Origin of the sequence: Paenibacillus sp. FSL K6-2859, from assembly GCF_038008265.1 — a bacterium.
In the GTDB taxonomy this organism is placed as follows: Bacteria; Bacillota; Bacilli; order Paenibacillales; family Paenibacillaceae; genus Paenibacillus_AQ; species Paenibacillus_AQ nitricinens.
In genome coordinates this window covers 239563-263749 of sequence record NZ_JBBOYU010000002.1, presented here as the reverse complement: position 1 = coordinate 263749, position 24187 = coordinate 239563, and the positions used below count along the sequence as shown (strand labels likewise).

The 24187-nt window shown below is 43.9% G+C and carries 26 protein-coding genes and 3 pseudogenes; 4 read left to right on the top strand and 25 right to left on the bottom strand.

What is annotated here, in order from left to right:
• The 9 genes and pseudogenes from MHB64_RS31915 to MHB64_RS31880 all read right to left on the bottom strand — a co-directional run.
• Positions 1-279 carry an IS3 family transposase gene (locus tag MHB64_RS31915; protein WP_341136337.1) on the bottom strand — a complete coding sequence of 93 codons (279 nt, stop codon included), beginning with the start codon at positions 277-279 and terminating at the stop codon, positions 1-3.
• Positions 280-332: 53 nt separating this feature from the next.
• Positions 333-659, bottom strand: a complete 327-nt coding sequence (locus tag MHB64_RS31910) for an IS3 family transposase (RefSeq protein ID WP_341136336.1) — start codon at positions 657-659, stop codon at positions 333-335.
• 119 nt (positions 660-778) lie between these two features.
• Positions 779-1063, bottom strand: a complete 285-nt coding sequence (locus tag MHB64_RS33980) for a helix-turn-helix domain-containing protein (RefSeq protein ID WP_445671653.1) — start codon at positions 1061-1063, stop codon at positions 779-781.
• Between the two features lie 24 nt (positions 1064-1087).
• Positions 1088-1459 carry a transposase gene (locus MHB64_RS31905; protein ID WP_341136335.1) on the bottom strand — a complete coding sequence of 124 codons (372 nt, stop codon included), beginning with the start codon at positions 1457-1459 and terminating at the stop codon, positions 1088-1090.
• 116 nt (positions 1460-1575) lie between these two features.
• Positions 1576-1704: a hypothetical protein gene (locus MHB64_RS31900; RefSeq protein WP_341136334.1), complete on the bottom strand. Its 129-nt coding sequence runs from the start codon at positions 1702-1704 to the stop codon at positions 1576-1578.
• A 5-nt stretch (positions 1705-1709) separates the two neighbouring features.
• Positions 1710-2261 (bottom strand): YdhK family protein, encoded by a 552-nt coding sequence (locus MHB64_RS31895; protein ID WP_341136333.1) that lies wholly within the window; start codon positions 2259-2261, stop codon positions 1710-1712.
• Positions 2262-2457: 196 nt separating this feature from the next.
• Positions 2458-2844 (bottom strand): hypothetical protein, encoded by a 387-nt coding sequence (locus tag MHB64_RS31890; protein WP_341136332.1) that lies wholly within the window; start codon positions 2842-2844, stop codon positions 2458-2460.
• Positions 2845-2865: 21 nt separating this feature from the next.
• Positions 2866-2925: pseudogene (locus MHB64_RS31885) on the bottom strand (hypothetical protein); the annotation flags it as partial.
• Between the two features lie 35 nt (positions 2926-2960).
• Positions 2961-3832 (bottom strand): annotated as a pseudogene (locus MHB64_RS31880) (heavy metal translocating P-type ATPase); the annotation flags it as partial.
• A 166-nt stretch (positions 3833-3998) separates the two neighbouring features.
• On the opposite strand from MHB64_RS31880, the pseudogene MHB64_RS31875 reads away from it, so the two are divergent.
• Positions 3999-4354: pseudogene (locus MHB64_RS31875) on the top strand (ArsR/SmtB family transcription factor); the annotation flags it as partial.
• 435 nt (positions 4355-4789) lie between these two features.
• Here MHB64_RS31875 and MHB64_RS31870 read toward each other — a convergent pair.
• From MHB64_RS31870 to MHB64_RS31860, 3 genes are all read right to left on the bottom strand, one after another.
• Positions 4790-4978: a hypothetical protein gene (locus tag MHB64_RS31870; protein WP_341136331.1), complete on the bottom strand. Its 189-nt coding sequence runs from the start codon at positions 4976-4978 to the stop codon at positions 4790-4792.
• A 139-nt stretch (positions 4979-5117) separates the two neighbouring features.
• Positions 5118-5360 (bottom strand): hypothetical protein, encoded by a 243-nt coding sequence (locus MHB64_RS31865; protein ID WP_341136330.1) that lies wholly within the window; start codon positions 5358-5360, stop codon positions 5118-5120.
• Positions 5344-5529 carry a hypothetical protein gene (locus MHB64_RS31860; RefSeq protein WP_341136329.1) on the bottom strand — a complete coding sequence of 62 codons (186 nt, stop codon included), beginning with the start codon at positions 5527-5529 and terminating at the stop codon, positions 5344-5346. The genes MHB64_RS31865 and MHB64_RS31860 overlap by 17 nt, the downstream gene beginning before the upstream one ends.
• Positions 5530-5743: 214 nt before the next feature.
• On the opposite strand from MHB64_RS31860, the gene MHB64_RS31855 reads away from it, so the two are divergent.
• Both MHB64_RS31855 and MHB64_RS31850 read left to right on the top strand, forming a co-directional pair.
• On the top strand, positions 5744-6499 hold the full coding sequence (locus tag MHB64_RS31855; RefSeq protein WP_341136328.1) for a response regulator transcription factor: 756 nt from the start codon (positions 5744-5746) through the stop codon (positions 6497-6499).
• Positions 6486-7889: a sensor histidine kinase gene (locus tag MHB64_RS31850; protein WP_341136327.1), complete on the top strand. Its 1404-nt coding sequence runs from the start codon at positions 6486-6488 to the stop codon at positions 7887-7889. The genes MHB64_RS31855 and MHB64_RS31850 overlap by 14 nt, the downstream gene beginning before the upstream one ends.
• Positions 7890-7900: 11 nt before the next feature.
• On the opposite strand, the gene asnB is transcribed toward MHB64_RS31850, so the two are convergent.
• The 11 genes from asnB to MHB64_RS31795 all read right to left on the bottom strand — a co-directional run bounded on the left by asnB (position 7901) and on the right by MHB64_RS31795 (position 16694).
• A complete protein-coding gene (gene asnB, locus MHB64_RS31845) occupies positions 7901-9769 on the bottom strand; it encodes an asparagine synthase (glutamine-hydrolyzing) (RefSeq protein WP_341136326.1) in 1869 nt (622 codons plus the stop codon).
• Positions 9770-9954: 185 nt separating this feature from the next.
• A complete protein-coding gene (locus MHB64_RS31840) occupies positions 9955-11277 on the bottom strand; it encodes a D-alanyl-D-alanine carboxypeptidase family protein (RefSeq protein ID WP_341136325.1) in 1323 nt (440 codons plus the stop codon).
• A gap of 153 nt (positions 11278-11430) precedes the next feature.
• Positions 11431-11730, bottom strand: coding sequence for a C39 family peptidase (locus tag MHB64_RS31835; protein ID WP_341136324.1), 300 nt, complete (start codon positions 11728-11730; stop codon positions 11431-11433).
• Complete coding sequence (locus tag MHB64_RS31830; protein ID WP_341136323.1) at positions 11730-12053, bottom strand: hypothetical protein; 324 nt, start codon at positions 12051-12053, stop codon at positions 11730-11732. The genes MHB64_RS31835 and MHB64_RS31830 overlap by 1 nt, the downstream gene beginning before the upstream one ends.
• Before the next feature lie 333 nt (positions 12054-12386).
• Positions 12387-12644: a hypothetical protein gene (locus MHB64_RS31825; RefSeq protein ID WP_341136322.1), complete on the bottom strand. Its 258-nt coding sequence runs from the start codon at positions 12642-12644 to the stop codon at positions 12387-12389.
• A gap of 22 nt (positions 12645-12666) precedes the next feature.
• Entirely contained in the window at positions 12667-12864 is a 198-nt protein-coding gene (locus tag MHB64_RS31820; RefSeq protein WP_341136321.1) for a DUF2933 domain-containing protein, read from the bottom strand.
• 159 nt (positions 12865-13023) lie between these two features.
• Positions 13024-13158, bottom strand: a complete 135-nt coding sequence (locus MHB64_RS31815) for a hypothetical protein (RefSeq protein ID WP_341136320.1) — start codon at positions 13156-13158, stop codon at positions 13024-13026.
• Positions 13159-13244: 86 nt separating this feature from the next.
• Complete coding sequence (locus tag MHB64_RS31810) at positions 13245-13451, bottom strand: hypothetical protein (RefSeq protein WP_341136319.1); 207 nt, start codon at positions 13449-13451, stop codon at positions 13245-13247.
• Positions 13452-13816: 365 nt separating this feature from the next.
• On the bottom strand, positions 13817-13987 hold the full coding sequence (locus MHB64_RS31805; protein WP_341136318.1) for a hypothetical protein: 171 nt from the start codon (positions 13985-13987) through the stop codon (positions 13817-13819).
• 143 nt (positions 13988-14130) lie between these two features.
• On the bottom strand, positions 14131-14265 hold the full coding sequence (locus tag MHB64_RS31800) for a hypothetical protein (RefSeq protein ID WP_341136317.1): 135 nt from the start codon (positions 14263-14265) through the stop codon (positions 14131-14133).
• A gap of 38 nt (positions 14266-14303) precedes the next feature.
• Positions 14304-16694, bottom strand: coding sequence for a heavy metal translocating P-type ATPase (locus tag MHB64_RS31795; RefSeq protein ID WP_445671652.1), 2391 nt, complete (start codon positions 16692-16694; stop codon positions 14304-14306).
• A 484-nt stretch (positions 16695-17178) separates the two neighbouring features.
• On the opposite strand from MHB64_RS31795, the gene MHB64_RS31790 reads away from it, so the two are divergent.
• Complete coding sequence (locus MHB64_RS31790; RefSeq protein WP_341136315.1) at positions 17179-19254, top strand: copper-translocating P-type ATPase; 2076 nt, start codon at positions 17179-17181, stop codon at positions 19252-19254.
• Between the two features lie 958 nt (positions 19255-20212).
• Here MHB64_RS31790 and MHB64_RS31785 read toward each other — a convergent pair.
• Both MHB64_RS31785 and MHB64_RS31780 read right to left on the bottom strand, forming a co-directional pair.
• Positions 20213-21793 (bottom strand): multicopper oxidase family protein, encoded by a 1581-nt coding sequence (locus MHB64_RS31785; RefSeq protein WP_341136314.1) that lies wholly within the window; start codon positions 21791-21793, stop codon positions 20213-20215.
• A 204-nt stretch (positions 21794-21997) separates the two neighbouring features.
• Positions 21998-24184: a spermine synthase gene (locus MHB64_RS31780; protein ID WP_341136313.1), complete on the bottom strand. Its 2187-nt coding sequence runs from the start codon at positions 24182-24184 to the stop codon at positions 21998-22000.
• Positions 24185-24187: the final 3 nt, after the last annotated feature.

Sequence of the window (24187 nt, the reverse complement as noted above, 5' to 3'; positions counted from 1 at the left end):
TTAGGGCAAGACTAAACGCCTCCACAATGTAGCCAACATATACTCCCAAACGCGTTCGTTATTGTAAAAGTGAATGTAGGTATCAATATCTGTTTGGAGTTCTTCAGAAGTCTGGTAGGTATGTAAGTAGTACTTCTCACATTTCAATGTTCCCCAGAAGGATTCCATCGGTGCATTGTCAATGCAGCAGCCTACTCGGGACATGCTTTGCTTCAGTTCTGCATCGTCCAGCATCTTCTTAAAATGCAGAGAGCTATACTGGAAACCACGATCGGTCACTATGGAGTAAGGTTCGGCTCTCCGGCGCTGCCTTCAAAGCTAATTCCAGCATGTTAAAATTGGAATGGCCCAGAACGTAAGCAACAATGAACTTGCCATGCAGCTTCAGCCTCAAAATTACGGTTCAGCACATTCTCTGCAACCTGCTGAGGCGTGGAGCCTACATACTTCTTTCTCTTTCTGCGGATGACAGACTGGATGCCTTGGCATCTCATGAGCCGGTACACTCGCTTAGCGTTAATCGATTTGTCCATTTGTCTGCGCAAATGCAGGGTCAATTGACGATATCCAAAGGTTCTTTCCATCTTCTCATACAAGAGGAGCATGGCCTCTGTCAGTTTCTCGTTGTCGGTCTCTCGGGAACTGGGTTCACGATTCAACCATTAGTAGTAGCTTGACCGCGATATCCCAGTGATGTCACACAAAAGCTGAATAGAGCAAGACTCCTCTTGGTGAACAGCCTGAATAGCCAGGTAGATGTCCTCCTGACGAACCTGATTTAGCGCCTCCTCCTTTCGAGTTCCTCTAACTTTTTTAGAAAAGCATTCTCCGCATGCAGGCGTGCATTCTCGTATTCCAGTTTTTGCATCGCGAGTTTGTGGCGATCTGCTTCCGTAAGTTCTTCAGGCGCTTTAGTACGTCCTCTGCCGTCTCGTAACGTCTCTTCACCGTCTGCTTCGTACTTCTTTACCCAGCTATATACTTGTTGGTAAGACCCGTGAAAATGGTTTGCCGCCTTCGTGTAGTCTTGTCCATTCGCCAGGCAGTACCGCGCGATATCTATCCGTTCCTGCCAAGTGGTTACGCGTCATTTGGTCATCGCTTTATTTCCTCCTGAATGAGCTGTTAAGCTGTTGCTATGACCATTATACTTTCTAATCCAGTTGGCGAGTTGGGTTGAACTTGCAATCTTGTGCTTGCAGATGATTTGGTTTTGTGACAATCCTCCCTCGAGATAATCCTTAACGGCATGGAGTTTAAGTTCTGCGGAATACGTACGATTGTGACTTCGAACTTCTAGCCCTTCGTACCCATATAATTGATAACGTTGCCGCCACTTCACTACAGAGGTTTTGGATAATCCATACTTTCGGGCCGCAGCTTTCAAACCAATGTCGCCCCGTTCAATTTCTTGGAGAATCGTTAATTTTTCGAGTGCCGTATACTTCTTTTGTTCCATAAAAATGCTCCCCATACAGCGACAGGTTTTTATTATTTCGCCTGTCTACTATATGGGGAGCATATCAACCGGGGGCCAGCCTATTTTCCTACATTAAGAATGAAATATCTATACATTTAAGAAACGGATTCACCATTTTGGGCCGGAATGTAGGTTCCATCGGACGCAGGGAATATCAGCGTAAGGTCAAATGTCCGGCTTTGCAGACGACAGCCAATTTGTGTTAGTTGCCTTCTTTTTTTCATAATTATTACTTTGGATTTAACTCTTTTCCTGTAACCCATTGATGATTTTTAACAAGATCTCCACCGGTTGTCGGAGTATAGTCTATCATATATACTGTTGTTTGCTCGCCACTATCTATGGTTGCGGTAGCATCCTTCATGCCAGGCATGTGATCAGCAATCAAAACCACTTCCGTGCCAGACATGTAAAGCTGTTCTCCCGCGTCTTTTAATTCTTGCTGAATAACCCATTGATGATTGGTAACAGAGTCTCCACCCGTTGTCGGTGTGTACGATACAGCATATACATTCGTGTCATAGGCGCCAACTATAGTTGCCGTTGCTCCCACCATCCCAGGCATGTGTCCCTCGGTTATAACCACTTGATCACCGACTTTGTATTCCGGATTAGTTGCCTCCTTTAATCCTGAAGGGACTTCACTCGCCATATTTGAATGTTCCATTTCTGAATGATCCATGTTAGTTGAGGTGTCATAGTTAATATTGTTAGCGCTGTTTGCACAACCACTAGTCACAATCGCTAACGCAGTCGCAAATGTCAGTAATAATTTTTTCATTTTCAGCACACTCCTACTCAGATGATATGACAAACACTCCTAATAATTATATAGTGTCCTGAGATACCAATTTAATACTCTTTTATTTAGTCATTATTTGGCAAATAAGTTAAGGGAGTACGTCATTTCTTCAAAAAACCGCTAATTTCCTCACGACATATTTAGCATCAGACCGACTCCGCGTATTGTCGCTGAATCAAAAGACCGCTGGTAAGAGAGTCCGACATAATAAAGTCCAGGAACTTATGTACTGACACCGACCACCTGTAGCGAATATTACAACATCAATTGACTCCCGTTCTCCATTTGCCCAAACAACACCTTCAGAATAAAAACCTGAGAACATTTTTCTCTGATCCGGATTGCAGTTATCTATTTTCTTACGGTATCCCCCAAGGTCGAACACAGGAATAGGACTCGGTGGTTCTTTCCCGATTCGATAAAATGGAAACTTGTCTACGCCTGTGATTTTTAACCAGTAGTGTAGATCAAGGCCTAAAACACGTTGCGGTGTAAACTGAACCGGCTGCTGAACAGCTAATGATACGTTAGAATGATCGGCAAGCTCAACTGCTATCTGCACTCCAGAATTCCTTCGACCGACAACGACACCCCTCTTCCCTTGGAATGATTCCGGAAGCTTATAATCGGATGAATGAAGAATTCTGCCCTAGAATTTATCTGCTCCAGGAAGACTCGTACGACAGCCAGAAGTAAAGCGATGATAACAACAACCGGCGTATAGTAACGTGCAAATTTAGAAATGAATTTCTCAGTCGGTGCTTTCTTACTACTTGCATTTTCAACAAGTTCCAATATTTTGGATACTCTTGATTCTCCAAACGGTTTAGTCACTTCTACCGTTAAAACCCCATTTTTATTAATAAAGCCGCCAAGGACTTCACTCTTCACTTCGACTTCCCGAGGCATGGATTCACCGATGAGCGCAGAGGTGTCTACCGCAGAGTTCCCTTCGATTACGATTCCATCCTATGGAACCTTTTCACCGGTCTTTACAACAATATGGTCTCCAATGTTAAGCTCTTCTGGTGATACCCGTTTCGTTTCATTTCCGGCTTTCAGATTCGCATAATCCGGCCTTATATCCAACAACGCACTGATGGATTTACGGGATCGATTGATGGCGATACTTTGAAATAGCTCTCCCACTTGGTAAAAGAACATTACTGCTACACCTTCAGGATACTCCTGAATGGCAAATGCGCCGATTGTAGCTACAGACATCAGGAAGTATTCATCAAATACTTGACCACGAAGAATGTTTTCCACGGCTTGAAGGACAATATCTCCACCCTCTTTGCCTAGTCCCTCCTCTCTTCTTGATACTTACTACAATATACGGTTCAAGTTTATTAACCAGCTTAGTTGCCGCGGTTACAATTTCCTCATCCTGATCTTTGTTTGCCTCAAAAGACAAAGTCTTATTCACGAAATTTACAGAGCAGTCTGAGACACCTTGGTTTTTTTACTCCGTTCTCAATTTTCAATGCAAAATTCGCACAATCTAATCCTTCTAATAATAATTCATGCTTCACCGTTTCTTTGGCTTGACCTAATTGTCCCAATATCATTATCCCATTTCACAAAAAATGATATATGAGCAAATGTTCATGTGTTTGATATATAATATGCTTATTTATCCAAGTAAATGATTGAGCAGGTTATGACGAACAATAAAAAGAAGACAAAGTTACAACTAATACTTCTGAAGAGGATCTTCATTCTTTAAAATCAAAATTGATGAATACAACTTCAGCATCTCAGATGGCTAATTGGTTTAAAGCTTTCAGTGATCCTACACGAATAAAGATTGTAGATCCCTACTTCATGAAGAGTTATGTGTAAATGATCTAATTGTTTTAATCGATATGGAACAATCTGCTGTTTCTCATCAGCTAAGGCTTTTAAGAAATATGCGAATCGTAAAACGTCGAAAAGAAGGCAAAAACGTTTTTTATTCTTTGCATGACACACATATTGAACAAATTTTTCAACAGACCTTACAACATTTAGACACGAATAAATCACACCTAAACAGGCTGGTTCACAAACCGGCCTGTTTAGTATTATAAATTTACACTTCACATCACTTATTGCTCATTTTCTGCTAGTCGATTGCCTCGGACATCTGGAAACAATCGGGTATAAATCCGATACACAATGCCTAAATAACAGCATAAATCAGTAATACAGGTAACCAGTATTGCGAGCTGGATACAGTAGAAACGCCAAACTAAACGAAAACGAGCATAGTCGGAATTTTGCCCAAGACGGTTGCCTATCACATACGGGAGAAAAGGAAGTTCAACCAACAGACACTTGCTGTGGTCCTTACCTAATGGATTCTTGCAGTGGGAGGCAAAGCAAATCGCAATTGTCCCAGAAACAAGTTGGTAGTATGGAATGAGCATGTTCGGTACCAAGCTTTTCTATTCGTTCTTATCGGTCGGATGCTACCATTTATCCCGCGCTGATTAATTGATATGCGACACACTCCCCTCCTCGCTTTAATGTGCGGCCCCATTTTCAACGACAGCAATCTTTTTCCAGAAACGGAAAAACAAAAATACTGCACGAATCGCCAAATCAATAGCGATTGACAAACAGATACCTGCAATGCCCAAATCCAGTTGAATGTCTAAGATGTATACTTCTATGACCCTGATCAGCCACATACCGATGGCGGTGCTGTACATCGGGATCTTGGGTCACCCGCACCCAGCCAGAAACGGCTGCGCGAAGGCATCGATTCGAAGTGCGGTTGTTACCATATCAATGACAATGTGCAGCGTAAACCTCCGTTCTGATTCTGACGATCAGTCCCATGTATAAAACTTATCCCAGACGCATGATGAGGCGTTCTGCAGCGGCTGGTCCAGAGAGTTTGAGAAGCGGTATAGTGAACTCGTTATGGTCTTTTTTGAACAGCGAGAAAGACAGCTGTGACTTCCGGATGTAACGGAACAGCGCATTGGAACCAATCATCCGAACCAGAACTGTAACTAATGCCGCTCCGGTGAGTCCGAAGATCAAGATGTAATCAAGGACGATATGAATTACATTAATCCAGATCCCCACCCTTCATCGGGGTTTTGGTGTAACCGGCTGACGCAAGATACTGCCGAGCAGAGTCATTAAGGAAATAAAAAATGGAAGGTATGGCAACAATACGAAAATAAATGACGCCGCTGTTGATTTTAATTTTTTCTTTTGGTGTAGTGTCTGTTATTGCTATTATCTTAGCCACATCAATCGTTCCTTTCTAAGCTCTCTAGAATAAAGACTTCCCAAAAAATCCCTTCCCCAGGGGGATTGTCAAGAGGATTCCTTTCAATAGATGATGTGGTACAATATTTAGATTATTTTGTGCTTCTAGAAAAACTAAATATGATGATCACAGGGATTTCTTCACAAATTCTTCGAAAGTGCAGGTTACACTAGAAACAAAGGAGGTTCAAGCCGTGTCCCTTATCCGCAAAAATCATAAAAAAATACTAATTATCGATGATGAAGCCCCCATGCGTGAGCTGCTGCAGCTTTATCTGCATGCTGAAGGTTATTCCACCGAATCAGCAGCCGGCGGTAAAGAAGCATTGTTACGAATAAGTGCAGCAGATTTCGATCTGGTGATCCTGGACCTCATGATGCCGGTTATGGATGGGTTTGATGTATGCAAGGCAATCCGCCAAATTTCAACCGTTCCTATTATCATGCTAACCGCCCGCGAAGAGACGGTGGATAAAGTCGTCGGATTGAAACTCGGTGCCGATGATTATTTAACCAAGCCCTTTGAGCATCAAGAGCTGATCGCCCGTATGGAATCTATTTTCCGCAGACAGGAATTTGTACAGCAACAGAATCACATGGTAGTCAAGACTGCACAGTCAGTCTTCACTTTACCCGCCAAATCAGAGTTAACCTTTCGTGATCTGAAGATGAATTTGAAGACTCACCAGGTGTTTTTCCAAGACAAAGAGATTGTTTTAACGCCAAAGGAATTCTCGATCTTAAAACTGTTTCTGAGCCATAAGGAGCGAATCTTTCAACGAGAAGATATCCTCGAGCTGCTGTGGAAGACTAGATCCATCAACGACGATCGGACCGTCGATACGCATATCAAAAATTTAAGGGAGAAGCTATCCCAGACCGGCTTGCACGGACATGATGTAATCAAAACCATCTGGGGTACAGGTTATATTTGTAATGAGAAAAATTAATTTAAATAGCATCCCTCTGAAGCTTGGCTGTGTACTAGTTGTATTGTTTATGGTGCTGCTCTTTTGTATTGAAGGTGTCTTGTACATGTTATTTATCCGTTTCTATACAGATGATGTACTGAATAAACAAATTCACCGCAATCAGAGTTACGCTGCTGTATTAAGCGAGCATTTTGATATGACAACGATTAACCATGTTCTTCTTACAGAGAGCAAGACAGACAATCTCTTGCTTATTCTGGACGGGAATAACACTGTACTGGGCTCATCGGAGGGGATTTCACCTTTCCGCTCAGATTACTATCAAGGAATTATTACACATGGAACGAACGCTGATTTTCATGGCCCAGTATTAAACTCTGATTGGAAGAACGAGCCCAACTTTGTAACCGAAGCAGATATTATCTTCAATGGGCAGACGATAGGCAGAGTTTTTATGTTTAGTCCTACCGTTCCCATTCAAACAGCGATTAAGACGTTGAACAATACATTTATTGGCGTCGCAGTGGTTGTGCTTGTCCTGTCGGCATTGATTATCCTTCTGGTATCCCGGAAGTTGGTGCAGCCGCTGCTGCGGATGATTAAAATAACAAAACGGATTTCTGAAGGCATCTATGATTCGAAACTGGAACCTCGCGGTTCTGATGAAATCGCACAATTATCCCATGCCATTAACCGGATGTCCTCCAATATTCAACACTATGAACAGCAGCGAAGACAATTTTTAGCAGATATCTCCCATGAGCTTCGTACACCGCTAACGTACATGAAAGGTTACTCGGAGGTGTTGAAGAATGGTTTGGTACAGAACCGGGAGGATCAGGATCGGTATTTACAGCTTCTCTACACCCAGAGTATTCAGTTACAGAGACTTGTTCAAGACTTATTCGAACTGGCAAACATGGAAATAGGATCATTTAAATTGGTTATTGATCGGATGTCAGTTGACAAAGTCATGCAAAATGCTTTAGAGCTTATGTCAGATTCCATTGAACAGCATGGAATCCAACTTGACTATCAGCCCTCCTTTTCACCTGTCTATGTAAAGGGAGATGAACGGCGCCTGCAGCAAGTCGTGATTAATTTGCTTGAAAACGCGCGAAAGTATACCCCTTCTGGAGGACAAATCACGGTTTTTACATGCAGCAGTAATGGTCAGGCTGTTATTATGATCAAGGATACAGGCATCGGGATTCCTGCGGATGAACTGCCACATATTTGGGAACGTCTCTACCGTGTTGAGAAATCAAGATCACGAACGACCGGCGGCACAGGACTAGGCCTGGCTATTTCACGGGAAATTGTGACGCTTCATCAGGGGCAAATTACAGTGGAAAGCATAGAAGGATTTGGGACCACCTTCAAGGTACTCATTCCGCTTATTTCGTGAAAAGGAATTCATTAGTGAAGAGCATGTACAGGCGTCGGAGCAGCAATATACATCTGATGCCATAAGATGAACACCAGTATTGTCCATAGCTTGCGGCTAGCATCCACTTTGCCTACCCGATGATCTTCCAGCATACCCAACGCTTGTTTTGTATTTATCCAGAGAATATCATCAGCAGAGCCGATAACCTCTTTAGCCCAAGGGTACCATTCATTTTTGAGCCAAATGCGTATGGGAACCGGAAAGCCTAGTTTCTTGCGGCTCTGCACATCCGGCGGTACGAAATCCTTCATTGCTTCCCGTAGAAGCAACTTGGTAGTTGATTTATTCACTTTGTATTTACTTGGGATACGGGATGCGAGATCAAAGACCCGATGATCTACAAATGGTACCCGGAGCTCAATTGAATGTGCCATCGACATCTTGTCTGCTTTCATTAAGATATTCCCCCGGAGCCAGGTATGAATATCAATATGCTGCATTTTGGTGATATCGTCGTATTGTGCAGCTGCTTCGTATAGCGGCAAGGTTACTTCTTGTGCAGGCTGGAAGGTTCTAGCCAGATCATCAGGCATAATTGCTCCCTTTTCAGCTTCGAGAAATATTTTAGCATTTCCAAAGAAACGTTCCTGTAGCTCCAAGCTTCCTCTCTCTAAAAAGCTCTTTCCTTTCATTCCTGCCGGCATTCCCTTCGAAATTGCACCGGCAAACTTCCGCATTGCTGCTGGCATATAATCAAACATTCTAAGTGATAACGGCTCCCGGTAGATATTGTAACCGCCGAAAAATTCATCGGCTCCTTCGCCGGAAAAAACCACTTTGACATATTGGCTGGCCAGCTCAGAAACAAAGTAAATGCCCGCTGCGGAAGGATCGGCAACCGGCTCATCCATATGCCAAAGCATACGCGGAAGCGCTTCAAGATAGCTTTGAGCGCTTACCGACACTTCATAATGTTCTGTACCCAGGTACGTAGCGGTCTTATGGGCAAGCTCCAGTTCATTGTATCCGGGAACGTCAAAACCTACGGAGAAGGTGCGGGTAGGCTCCAGACGCTGGAGCATCCCCACGAGACTGCTGGAGTCAATGCCTCCGGATAGAAAGGCGCCTCTGGGCACATCGCTGTTACGGTGAATCTGAACAGAATCCATCAGTACAGCACGTGTTTCCTCGACTAACTCCGGAAAAGAAACAATGTCCTCTGCGTTAAAAGATGGTTTGAAATAAGGTTTAATGGATATCTGATCTTGCTTAATAACAAGCATATGTCCGGCCATCAATTTATTAATGCCTTTAAACATCGTGGCCGGTTCCGGTACGTATTGAAAGGTCAGATAATGGGAGTAGGCTTGTCCGTCCACCTCCCTGTCAAGCTTACCTGATGCAAGGAGGGATTTAATTTCTGAGGAAATCATGAACCCACCGGGCGTTTCACAATAATAAACAGGTTTGATTCCAAACGGATCACGGGCTGCCAGCAACAATTGCTGTCTCTGATCCCAGATGACTAATCCAAACATTCCGCGCAGTCGCTTCACAAAGTATTCTCCCTCCGCTTCATACAACCGGAGAATGACCTCGGTATCACTCTCCGTATGAAAGTGATATCCCTCCTTCTGCAGCGATTCACGCAACTCACGGTAGTTGTAAATTTCCCCATTAAAAATAAGTGATATTTCGCCTGACTCATTGTGCATCGGCTGTGCACCGTGCATCAGATCAAGGATGCTTAGTCTTCGAAAGCCAAGGCCCACATGTCCATTTATATAAATACCCGAGTCGTTAGGCCCGCGGTGAGTGATGATTTCTGTCATCTGCTTGAGCATCTGGGCTTGTACAAGCACTTGATTTCGATTATATACAGCGGTAATTCCACACATAATTTAGCGCTCCTTAACTTGTTGTCTCTTCTTTATTCTAGGGAGCGCATTTGAGCAAACCGTGATGGTTAGATTACAATTCTACTTACGATTCTCCACAATTTCTTCACGAACAGGACATAAAAAAAGAGGATCTCCAGCCACGTAATGAGAGCTGAAATCCACTTTATGAAGATAACATTGGTTTAGAATAAATTTAGCAAAGAATCCTTAAGGTCATTGAAGAAACTGCCGATAGCACGAAGCATTAAAGTGAACCAGCTTGCTTTTTCCACTTGGTTCGTAGACAACAGATTCATCTCTGACTTAATCTCTTGACCTGTTTCGTCTGTATACGTAATTGTGGCTGTCCCAAGAACCGTTCCATCTGGAATAGGAGCTGTTCTTACAACTTCATCTACGAACTCGACAGTCACTGTTAGTTCAGGGTTTGTTCCTTTAATGGTCATCAGAGTCAGGTCTTCCGCTGTCTCCAGACCTACTTCTTTTTCCTTGGCTTTTAATACCTTTACGGTTTCAAACCCTTCCAGAACCGTTCTCTTTGCAAGAATCGTCTTTCGTTCGAACTGGTCAAATCCATAATCGAGCAGTTTCCGTGTCTGATCAAAACGCATGGACTTAGAAGCGGTTCCCATGACAACGCTGATCAGCCGCATGCCGTTGCGCTCGGCGGTGCCCGTAAAACAATATCCGGCTTGATCGGTGTAACCTGTCTTCATACCGTCCAGACCCTCGTAAGCATAGTTTTTAAGTGAGGTTACGGACGAATTCCCCTCCAGCATCCAGTTATAGTTAATGATCGGCTGGGCATCCCTTGCCCTGAACTGGTATGAAGGGAGGCTGGAGATTTTAAAAAAATCGGGATGCTCGCGCTGTATGGCCAGTGCCAGAAAGGCAGCATCACGAGCGGACATCACGGTCTCACCTTCAATTTCTGTGGGACGGTATTCTTCGCTCATATCCACCCGGCCTAAACCGGTGGCATTTATAAAGTGGGCATTGGTTAACTGAAGTTCTTTTGCAGTAACGTTCATTCTCATGGCGAAGGCTTCTTCACTGCCGGCAATATGTTCGGCCAGCGCGATAGAAGCATCATTAGCTGACCCCACCGCCATTGCGGTAAATAATTCTTTAACGGTGTGCGTATCGCCTTCTGCAAGAAACACCTTGGACCCCACGGTATCATGGGCTCTTTTTGAAACTGTCACCTTATCCTCCCAGTTTAACCGTTCGCTCTTGATTTCGGAAAGCACGATGTACTCCGTCATCATCTTAGACATGCTGGCTGGCGGATAGGCGATATCTGCGTCCGACTGGTATAAGATCTGTCCTGTCTCCACTTCAAGAAGGATAGCCGATTTAGCCTGCAGCGATAGACTTCGGGGAGGTGCAGAGGGTGTATGGGTATTAGCTGAAACAGCGCCGCCCGATCCCATGTAGAAGACCACCCATAAGCTGACAAACACTAAAACTTTGATCACACATGTTTTGATGTTTTGGGTTAACACTTGATGTACACTCCTTCAGGCCTCAATTCGAATAAGTAACGGCTTGCCTGCCCATTTTCTCCCAGGCTTCACAAAACGAGTAAATCTTCACTTTCCTGTTAATCACTTCGGCCAAAGGTTCATTAAAGTAAATGTATAGTTCATCATAGCCTGTTAGGAGCACGGAATGCTCCTTGCAAGTAATCTTGATCGGGCCACTAATGGTATCCCACTCTTCAAACGTCTCATCCGGTCAAAGAAGTGAAATAAGTATATAACCCACACAGGCTTCCCCTGAGCGAGTGCAACCAGCATATCGTCAAAATTGCTGTCGGTCATATCAATGATCTTCCCTGGTAGGTACATCTCAACCAGATCTTTAATTGGCCCGTGGTAGAAGCCGTATCCCGGATTATCATAGGTGTCCATATCGCCTACAAAACCAGTGAAGATTGCCGAATGTAACTGAACCATTAATCTTGGAGTACGGCGTCGGGTCCCTGCAAATTTGTTTTGCAGGTGTCATTTTTATCCTCCTCGATTCCAGCATGTTTAGCAGCATCGCAAGACTTCTCACCTCCCCCCAGCATCTCCGGCACTTGGTTAATCAGCATTGCATCGAGGGGGTGGACCTGAGCCGGCAATGGTTGCATGGTCCATATTGTTTTTTCACTGCTGTCATGGTGAACACGGGTCCCCAGATTAACTTTGGCGAACTGTACTACCTCTACGTATCCGTAAAAATATGCCACGAGTATTTCACTCTGGTACACAAATACGGACGGTAATTGTACCATAGCAATGCATCTGATCCGTTTTCCTGGATAGAGGCTAAGCGGGTGGATTCGGCATAAGCAATAGCTTCTCCTAGCGTAGTATAGCTGTCTACAAATGTCGACCCGCTATAAACAACGAAAGTGTTGTCTGTTTCTTTCTTTACTTCACTCACATATAAAGATTCAATCTGCGGCATTGTTCAATTCAAACGTCATTAGGATTCCTGCCTCTACCACAAGTACAGGAATGAAAAAAAAAAAAAGAGAGCCCCTTCTTCATGTCAGGATCTCCTTCTCCTGTTCTACAAAGAAAATGCCGTCAGCCACATTCTTTAGCAAACGGCAAAGTGCTCCCTAATTGGATTGTTTACGATTATTCATCTTGTTCATGAGTGGCATCAAAACCATATGCGACAATGGGCAAATTAACAGGATACCCATTAGTAAGTAGTTGTTCGGTTCTCCTCGATAAGCATTAATCGATACCATCAGGACAACTAATGCAATCGGAAGCACACAGCATACTGCCATCATCCAATTGTGTGATTTTGAACCCTGATGTGAAGCATGATTCTGTTGATCGTTTCCTTGATGACCTCCGCAGCAACTCAATGTTCATCCCTCCTTGAATTTCTTAACGAGTTAAATTCTGAATATCTGCGCGCATTCTTTCGTTTTGCGCTTTTAGTTCATCCAGCTCTCGCAGCATTTTTTTGGTATCCTCACTTGTCCCTGAACCATGCCCACCATGTCCATGACCCCCACGCATCCCAAACATCATAAAGATCATCATAAGAGGGCAGGCTAAAAACAACAACCAAATCCAATCCATCTCGAACACCTCCATATCAATATTTTGTATACTTTTATTGTAGAATAAAAAGGTGTAGAAATCGTGTTGAAACCATGGAGGATCGATGTTTTTCATGATGTAAAGAAAAAGGGATTGCACCAAGACACCGACATCTCCTCTTGGAACAATCCCAACTTCTTATTTCTGATCCTCTTTGCAGCAGCTCTCTGTTTGTTCAGTTGTTGTGCTACAACAGGACTTTTTTTCAGTCGCTTTTTCTTGCTCGTTACCTTCTTGAGTTTGGGAATCGCAACATTTTTTCTCCTCTGCCATGTGGGTTCACCTCCTTTCAAATGTGAAAATAATAACATCATATTCACAGTTGATCCGTTAGATATATTTCTTCTTTTCATCGACCCTCACTTCAAAGTTAGATCGTTTCCTGTTGAATTCCCTGTCGTGCCTACCTCGGTAATCTTATCGTCAACCTTGAGGGGATCCCCCTTGGAGACGGTCGTTCCTCCATTTCGAATATGACCGTTTAATGTCTCCAAGTCCATTCCCATGATCGACAATGACGGTCTTGCACTAGCCGCATAAATCGGCATGCCGCCAGGAGCTGCCATATCTAATCCGTTGTGGACAACTTCCTTTTGCCCTGTAAACGAGTCTGTGCGAGAGCCAAAACGCGACTTTTCAAAAGGGGTTTCGTAAGGATCTTACCACTACTGGAAGACCGTGAGTTTAAGACCTCTATCTCCGTATTATCCAGTTTTTTCTTTAATAACGCTGTACGATGTGTTGCAAAGGAAACGAGCAATTGATCTTACTCCTCGCTCAGTTCATCCTGCTCTTCGTCCTGCTGATCCAACCTGCAAGCACCACTTCTTTTTCCTTCTCTTGACGCATTAAATCCTGCTTTTTCTGATCCAGTGTGATATAGAGCGAACGACCTTCTTGAACTCCCGCTGAATCTCCTCTTTCTGCTGGATCACTCGTTCTTGGTCTTCTGAAGTTCGGCTAGGATCGATTGATCCTGTACGCGATAAGTAAAATCGCATCCAGCCGACTTAAGAAGTCCGAAGCTGGTTGCTCGAAACAACACATCCAAGAAGGATACTCTTCCATTGATATACATCAACTGAACCCGTTTATCGACCATATCAGATATGTCTGCGATTCCTGATTGATGACTTCTAACTTCTGATTTTCAATCTGGGAAGTGATTCTCTAACTCTTCTTGCGTTTACTTCTTTTCGGATAAGGCAATTTGTTTTTGCCTAACGGCTTCCTGTTGCTTTGATTTCAGCTTCTCGCTGCTGTTACTTTCAACAACTCCTGATCAATTTTGTTCACACTCATGGCAGATCCCGTTGTTGGTGGAATCAATACCAAGACGAAAGCCATCATGATCAGGGTCGCTATCCATTGCTTTTTCAAATAGGTTCCTCTGATGATCTTGTGAGAACAGAAGTCCTCTAACTACTTTTGATTTTTACACGCTGTAATCGTAATGCATTGAGCACAACCGATACCGAGCTCAGAGCCATTGCAGCTCCTGCTAACCATGGTGCTAACAGTCCCATAGCTGCAATCGGTATGCCTAAAGAGTTATAGGCAAGCGCCCAGAAGAGATTTTGCTTGATATTTCTCATCGTTTTTCGACTCATATAGATCGCATCTGGAATACTGTTGAGATCCCCGCGCATGAGGGTCACATCGGCAGCTTCCATGGCCACATCGGTTCCTGTGCCAATTGCCATCCCAATATTAGCCGTTGCAAGGGCAGGTGCATCATTGATGCCATCGCCAACCATTGCGACTTTTAAGCCTTTATCTTGCAACTTCTTCACTTCGTCCGCTTTACCCTCAGGTAAAACTTCCGCAAGGACCTGATCAATACCGACTTGCTCAGCGATCGCTTTTGCAGTCCGTTCATTGTCACCCGTAATCATGATGACTTGAATTCCAAGTTCTTTTAAGCGTGTCACAGCTTCTTTAGACGTATCTTTAATCGTATCTGCAACAGCAACCACGCCAGCGTATTGACGATCAATGGCAATGATCATGGCGGTCTTGCCTTCATATTCGAGCTGTAACATAGTTTCATGCGCTTGTTGTGCATCTACCTCATATCTCGCCATGAGCTTGCGAGTGCCCGCGAGAATCTCTTTCTCTTCCACGATGGCACGTACACCAAACCCAGGGATCGCCATAAATTCATCGGTGTGAGGAAGCTCTATGCCTTGTTCCACACTTGCTTGCACGATTGCTTCGGCAAGTGGATGCTCAGAGTTGCTTTCTGCTGCTGCTATAAGCCGTAAGAACGCATGATCGTTCATTCCAAGCGATATGACATCTGTAAGCTCGGGTTTCCCCTTCGTGATGGTACCTGTTTTGTCTAGCACAATCGCTTCAATCCGATGCGTAGACTCCAGATGTTCGCCACCCTTAAATAAGATCCCCATCTCTGCTGCTCGACCTGAGCCGGCCATAATGGAGGTTGGGGTGGCTAAGCCAAGGGCACAAGGACAAGCAATGACGAGAATGGCAATAGCGATTTCTAGGGCATGGGCAAAGTCACCTGGAGCAATCCAGAAGAACCAAACCAAGAAGGCGAGTATCGAAATCCCGACCACAATTGGAACAAAGATCCCTGAAATCAGATCCGCAACCCGTTGGATGGGTGCTTTTGAACCTTGCGCTTCTTCTACGACCTTGATAATTTGTGCAAGCGCCGTTTCTTTCCCTACCTTAGTGGCTTTCACCTGTAGCACACCGTTTTTATTAATGGTTGCACCCACGACAGTATCGCCAGTACTCTTCTCTATCGGTATACTTTCCCCTGTCAACATAGACTCATCAACGGAAGACACACCCTTAATGACCTCACCATCTACAGGAATCTTCTCGCCTGGCTTCACCACTACGATGTCCCCTTGGAGTACTTCATCAATAGGAATCTTTAGTTCTTGCCCATCACGGATAACCGTTGCTTCCTTGGCTTGAAGACCCATAAGCGTTTTGATCGCTTGTGAAGTACGCCCTTTTGCTAAAGATTCAAAGACCTTCCCTAAAATGATCAGGGTGATTAAGATCGAACTGGTTTCATAGTACATCTCAGAGGACTGGGCTCCACCGCTAGAGGTAGACCATAAAATCGTGAGATATAAGCTGTAAAAATAAGCGGCTGACGTTCCGAGTGCGACAAGCACGTCCATGTTCGCACTCTTATTCCGTAATGCCTTATAAGCTCCCACATAAAATTGTTTACCAATAATAAACTGCACAGGTGTGGCCAAAGCGAGCTGAACCCAAGGATTCAAAAACCATTCAGGTACCCAGATAAAGGACGTAAATGTCGTATGCTTTACCATCGCCCAAAGGAGCGGTAAGGACAGAACCGCTGAAATCACAAACATCCTGATCTGTTTCTTAATTTCCTTCTTCCGATAATCTTCCTGAGCATCTACGGATTCTTGCTCTTTGAGCGCCGCTTTGTAGCCGAGTCGACCTACCTCTTTTTTCAACTGCGCAATATCTACTTCTGCACTGTTATATTCCACATGTGCCGTTTCAAGGGCAAAGTTGACGTTAGCATTCAAAACACCAGGTAACTTGGATAGCCCCTTTTCAATGCGATTGGCACATGCCGCACAGGTCATCCCCATAATTTGCAGATCGGATGACTCTTTCACAGTACTGTACCCAAGTTTAGCAATGACCTTTTCTAAATCCTCCACATGCGTTTGATCGGGATGATAGGAAACTGTAGCCTTCTCAAATGCAAAATTGACATTGGCAGCCTCTACACCTTGAACTTTGGTCAGCCCTTTTTCAATGCGATTCGCACAGGCTGCACAGGTCATTCCTTTAATTTGAAACGAAACTTGGTTCTGTCCTAATCCACTTAATTTATCTCCCACAGAAAGATCCACTCCAATCCATTTCAGATTTTAATCATGACTAAACAAACTTACGGAATACCCCATACCTCGAAGTGTCTCTAAAATTTCCACAATGCTCACCGTTTAAAAATCGAAACGCACAACTAAGGTCTTCATTTTCATTCAAAATCATCTCCTTATTATGATTAGCGCTCTTCTTCATGATGAAAAGCGATTGCTATCTGAGTTAAATGATATACCCCCCGCCCCTATAAATCAATTCTGAAAAAATACCAACTTTCTTCAACAAATCCACACAACTATCCTCTATAATAGTGTTAACAAATCTGTTCCCTTCAACCTTCCACATACCTCAACAAAGAGTATTTCTTTTGCTTTATGGGCAATCTACAGCTAAGTCCAATACCCAACACTAGATTAATCGAAGTAAAGGAGAAGATCCGTCATGAATAAGAACCATTCACACCATGACTCTCATCCAGAACCTCATAACCATCATCAGGAACATGCTCAACATCAGAAACAGGATCACGCTCACCAAGGGCACGATCAAGGCAAGAGTGGCCATCATCATGGGAATCACCAGCATCATGTGCAGGAGTTTAAAAAAAGATTCTATATATCACTAATCGTGACAATTCCTGTTCTTATCATGTCTCCTATGATTCAAATGTTTATGGGAATTGATCTGCGTTTCACAGGAGATACCTATCTGTTATTCCTTCTTTCAACGTCCATCTTTTTTTATGGAGGTTGGCCATTCCTCGCAGGAGCGAAGGATGAGTTAAAGAACAAAAATCCTGGTATGATGACACTCATCTCCCTCGCAATTGTGGTTGCCTATGTGTATAGTACAAGCTCCACCTTTGGCTTTTCGGAAAGAGACTTCTTCTGGGAACTAGCCACGTTAATTGACATTATGCTCCTCGGTCACTGGATCGAAATGAAATCAGTCATGGGGGCTTCTAAAGCGTTAGAAGAGCTTGCAAAACTCATGCCATCCGATGCTCATTTAGTGGGGGCAAACGGAGAAATTACCGAGATTGATGTAACCGAACTAAAGAAAGGCGATGTTGTTCTCGTTAAGCCAGGCGAGAAAGTCCCTATTGATGGTCAAATCTTAGACGGGAAAACCTTGATCGATGAATCCATGCTGACAGGGGAATCCGTTCCTGTAACCAAAACTGTTGGGGACGATGCCATAGGCGGGTCTATAAACGGTGATGGCTCTATCAAGATTGCCGTAAAAAGCGTAGGGCAAGAAACTTACCTTTCACAGGTCATCCATCTCGTTCAAGAAGCACAGGCTTCTAAATCCAAAGCACAAGACCTCGCCAATCGTGCGGCGAAGTGGCTCTTCTACGGCGCATTAGTCGTAGGGCTCATCACTTTCACGGCATGGCTGCTTCTCGACTATCCTATCTCCTTTGCGATGGAACGCATGGTGACGGTACTGATCATTGCCTGCCCACACGCGCTTGGGTTGGCAGCTCCGCTTGTGGTCTCCACTTCGACCTCACTTGCGGCAAAGAATGGGCTGTTGATCCGTAATCGTGCCGCCTTTGAAGGGGCTCGCAATATCCAAGCGGTCGTATTTGATAAAACAGGGACCTTGACCAAGGGCGAATTCGGAATTACCAATATTGATTTAGTCAACGTTTCTTCAGAGGAAGAACTTTTGACTTATGCCGCTAGTGTAGAAAGCCACTCCGAACATCCGATTGCAAGAGGCATCACAAAGGCGGCGAAGGAAAAAGGCATCGCACTCAAAGAAGCCTCTAACTTTGAAGCCTTACCAGGCAAGGGGCTTCGTGGCGAAGTGAATGGAAAAGAAATCATGGGGGTTAGCCCTGTTTTTGTAAAGGAAAAGAAGCTCAGCTTCAATGAAAACCTCTTTAATCAATGGTCTGAAGAAGGTAAAACGGTTGTGTTTACCCTTGTGGATGGTCAAGTGGCGGGGATGATTGCTCTTGCGGATATGATTCGCGATACCGCAAAAGAAGCGCTTAAAGATCTCAAAGAGATGAATATCAAGTCGATCATGCTTACAGGCGACAATCAGAAAGTCGCGCAATACGTGGGTAAGCAGCTCGGGATGGATGAAATCTTTGCAGAGGTTCTTCCTCATCAGAAGTCTGACAAGATCGTGCAAATTCAAACAAAAGAGGGTTTGAAAACTGCCATGACTGGCGATGGAGTTAATGATGCTCCCGCCCTTGCCAAAGCGGATCTAGGCATTGCGATTGGTACGGGAACCGATGTGGCTATCGAGACCGCCGATGTCGTACTGATCAAGAGCAACCCGAAAGATGTGCTCAACATTATCAAACTCTCGAAGGCAACCTATCGTAAGATGACGCAGAATCTTTGGTGGGCTACAGGCTATAACATCGTAGCGATCCCATTAGCAGCAGGCGTATTATTCCCCATCGGTATAGTCTTAAATCCTGCCGTTGGTGCGATTCTCATGTCCTTAAGTACGGTGATCGTTGCGTTCAACGCCAAACTGTTAAAACTCTAATTACAAAATAAACTCCTGCAACGGTTGATGAAGTGCACCCCTTAGAATAGACATTGGAAAAACCTCTGGGTAAATTCTGATGTAATTCTAGGGGGTGCATTTTTAAGCCAGCAATGAAAGGTCAGAAGTTCAAACATTATCCTGTCACTAAAGGCGGAGGCTGTTCGGCTCTACATCGAAGATGGATGGTGCTACCGCAAGATTTCAGCACACTTAGAGATCATGATAAGAATAGGGTTAGAGTCTGGGTGAGGAAGTATCGGGTCAAAGGACAAGCCACATGAGGATAGACACGGATATCCTCAAAGGGTTGAGACTGCGCAAGAACGAGAACTGCGTGATGTCCTAAAAAAGTGGTTACAAATCTTGAATCGGGAGGGTTGAAAGAGAGATATATCGTCATCAAAGAGCTTAAGCATATGCAAACCATAAGGGAGCTCTGTATATTGATGGTACAACTCATCCTGTTACGGCGGTATCCTACGTTCCTGTTACGTTGCGACTTATGCAGGACCTCGGTATTAAAGCGAGTAACGCCGTAAATACGTTTGTTGGGTTCTATATCAGCAGATGTATTAACAATCAACTTGTATTAGAAACATCTAAGAAGGCTTTTGAAAAGCATAAAGACGTGACTGGACTGATCGTTCTCAGCGATCAGTCCAGTCACGTCCCATGCATACCATGACATGCTGCCACAGGTTGGCCCAAATCAGCAAGTCACGCGAGGCAATTGTTATGACAACGCCTCAATCGAGAGCTTCTTCTCTCATCTGAAAGTCGAAGCACTCTATCCTTATGATATACGAAGTATCGATGAGGCATAAAGAAGAATTAAGGAATATATACATTTTTATAACGAAGACAAGAGCACAACGAAAATTAAACAACCCTAAGTCTTTTTTGAATGTCTAATAAATGGGGTCTTGATCACATGATCGCTGCAGGAGTTTTTTCATTATTCAGGTTTGTTGCCGACAGTTGGATCAGGTGTGTAATTGCTTTGGTAGCCGTTGTACATCACGTTAGTGACCATACCAGCAGAAGCATGATGCAGATCATGACAGTGGAACATCCAATTCCCTGGATTATCCGCTTCAAAAGCAACCACGTATTCCTCACCTGGCTTCACATTCAGCGTATCTTTAATCACAGGTGACCCTTCAATTGGCTTTCCGTTTTTGCTTAAAACTTGGAAGAAATGACCGTGTAAGTGCATCGGGTGATCATCAGTCTTGGACTGGTTCACAAAGGTGACTTTCACTTTTTCCCCTTTATCCACTTTGATGGAATCAGTTTCAGGGAACACTTTACCATTGATGGTATAAACCATTTCTCCATCCTTCATTTCGGTGTTCAGATTTAACTTCACGTCTTGGTCATACTTCTCATCCAAAGAGAAATTCGTTTTTGCTTGTTGACCATATTTGGTAAGATCGAATGTAGGCAACTCTTCGTTTGCATTTGAAGCATCCGTTTTTCCTATTGCTCCTTCATATTCAATTATGGTACGCATGCTCTTCGCACGATCATCATGTCCATGCTCTTCTAAGTTCCATGAACCTGGGTTATTGGCCGTAAACTCTAGGTCATATCGTTCACCAGGTGCTATGGCAATTCCTTGATCGGTGATTACGGCCGGGCTATTTACAGGCTGCCCATCGGAAGCGATAACTTTAAACCCGTGACCGTGTAAGTGCATGGGGTGAGTGATATAGCCAGCATTAACCAGTCGAATGCGAACCTTATCCCCTTCCTTCACGATGAGCTTATCAATGGCATCCCCTGTTTTACCGTTCATCGTGTACACATCATACATACTCATGTCATGGTCTTTCATCTCAGGCATGTCACTCATGTCCATTTGGCTGTGGTCCATACCCTCCATGCCATTCATATTGCTCATATCCATCTCGCCTGAACTCATCCACTCATCCAATACAAGCGTGTAGTCGCGGTCGTAGCTCTCATTCGGGTCTTCCACGATTAATGTACCATACAAACCCTTATCGAGCTGATTAACGCTATCTTGATGAGAGTGATACCAGTAGGTGCCTGGGACAGTAGCTTTAAATTCATACGTGAATTCTTTGCCTGCAACCACAGCATCTTGGGTTACCCCTGGGATGCCGTCCATATCATTAGGAACAGGATACCCATGCCAGTGAATAGATACAGGCTCTTCTAACTCATTCTGCAACTTGATTTTAACCATGTCTCCGACTTTTACTCGAATCTCAGGACCGGGAACCGAATTATTAAACGACCACACAGGCAGCGTCAGATCATCCGATACCATCAAGTTGCTTGCTTGCGCGGTGATCGTAAATTCTTTCCCATTCGCAACAGACGTGGCTTTCGTCAATTTGATCTCGCCTGTTTTCCCTATATTTTGATTCGTATCTTTTTGAGAATCACTCATATTCATCTTAGAATAATCCATTCCTTCCATCTCATCTTGACCTCCAGCATTTGTACAACCAGCCACAATCGCACTAATCGAACCAATGGCGAGTATTATTTTTAGTTTGCCCTTCATAGCGAACCTCCTATTGATTTTCTCTCCTCCAATATATCTAAAATGTGTGTAGAATTTATGGAGTAGTTTAAAATTTTAAACAATCAAGGAGAGTATGGATTTTTTTGTTACAGATTTGCCACAAAAAATACCGCACTTTGGGTTAGGAAGCGGCATCTTCTTATTTTCATTTTGTTAAATACAAAGGCTAAGAACCGTTCACATTCATAACTGAAGTTTTGGTTGAATCAAGTAAAGTAACAAGTAAATCAGAGCTCCGATCATCATGGTAAAGGAAAATCCAAAGATCAAGGACAAAACAACCGAGAGGATCGATCCTACGACGGTCATTAGTCCGTTGATGGCCCAGCTCAAAGCTGTATACTGCTTCATTGCGACAGAGATCCCATACGGAAACGGCATCCCCATCCAAAAGCCCAGCGGAAACAACAAGAGTACAGCAACTCCAATACGAAGAGGTAATGACCAATCCAGCATTTGGACTTGGTACCATGTGATCCCGATATGGACCACCGTTGTAAACAGAGGAATCAGTAGTAACGGAATATATCGTGAGTTCCGCCTCAGTCGCCCTTTGTTGGATACCAAACTGCCAATTCCACCTGACAACAGCACTACACCTAATACCAGTACAAATGACCAAGTCGGATGCCCAAGCGGTAAGATGAGTCGCTCAATCAACGTGGTTTCAATCATCATGAACCCCATCGCAATTCCTGAAAAGTAAAATGCTCTTCCAAACCCATGATTTGTCATTGTCACCAAAAGTAAAAGCAGTAGTACCACAAATACCATAATCCCTATCCATAAGGATGAAATCTTCCCTGCATGATAGAAAAAGGGGCGATCATCACGGTTTCCAGCCAAATTCACGTTTTGTTGGGCTAAAAAGGTTTTCATAGAAACCCATTGATCATGTACATTAGGAATATGTATCGGGATCTGCTGATTGGAAGTTGCTGCTCCTTTTAACTGGTTAGCCTCCATCGCGGAGAAGGGCTGTTTTTGGATAATTAGTAAGGGACGTGTAATTTGACTCCCACCCATCCCCCACACCTGATGTCCAAGATGCTGGTATGTCCCAATTACCGCAAAGTGATTACTGATTTTATCTTTCTCTTCCCCCGCACGATAAAGAGCTAATTCAGCCGCAGCCAATAGTTTTGCGAGTTCTGTTTCTTGATGAAGCAAAAAAGCAAGTCTTCCGTTAGGCTTCAACTTCTTCAGGTACTCCCCTAAAGCTTCTTCGGTAAATATATAATTCTCTGTTAAGTTCATCCCTAGCGTATTATCAGAATTCTTCTTGACCAAGGATAAATAGATGACATCATACAGATTCTTCGTCTGACGAATATAGTTCCGACCATCAGCTACGATTTTCTTTACACCAGGCCGTTGAAAAACATCCCCTGCAAAATCGGATAATGCTTCAACGGCTCGGAAACTCCCTTCATTAATATCCACGGCCTCAATCTGCTTAAACCCAGCCATTTTTGCCGTTAACACCTCTTGACCCCCGCCGGCCCCAATGATGAGTGCACGTTCCTTTGTCACATCTTGAAAGGCAAGAGCGCTTGTGGTCTGCAGCAAGTAATCCACCTGCTTAAAATCACCTGTAAACCTCGAAATAGGCGATACTGCTCCTCCATCTATGGTTAGATACAAGAGCTGCCCATCCCCTACGTCGAAAACATCGGTACGTGCAAATGAGTTCCACTCCGTATATATGATTTTGTGTTCTGTCTGCCCCAGAAATAGATTCGTCGGACTTGTATGGTAAGCACGAAAGGGGAGATACGATGAAAAGGGAGTAAATACATTAACCACGAGGATTAGCAGAATGACTGAATTCATGATTTTGTATGCAGTTGAAATTGTCCTAAAACGGTAAGCGAAGCTCATCCCTACAAGAACAACTACAAGAAGATCGATTGTCTCCATTACACCAAGCCCATTCATCAACACAATAGAGCCTATCGCTCCGATTCCCGCCCCTGCCAAATCAGAGAAATAAAGGGAATTAACATATTGTTGCTTCCTCTGCATAATTGCAGCAAGTAAGGCGCCTCCCATCAAGAATGGAAGCAGAGGGATGATGGCATAGAGCCATAGGCTTTGATAAGGCAAGATATACATGACAAAGACGGAGAGTATGATTAATAAACCAAAGACCCCCAACCCTTCATAGCGATAACGAAAGAAGACTCCTGATGAACGATAGGCTAGCCAGCCACCTAAGCCGATTCCTAACGTAGCTAACGCTACTGTCATGAAAACGAAATGAGTATCCAAGATCACTGAATAGAATCGGGATAGAAAGACTTCATAAACAATAAAAGCAAACGCAGTCGAAAAAGGTATCAACAGTTCTCTCCGATGGTTTCCATACATAAA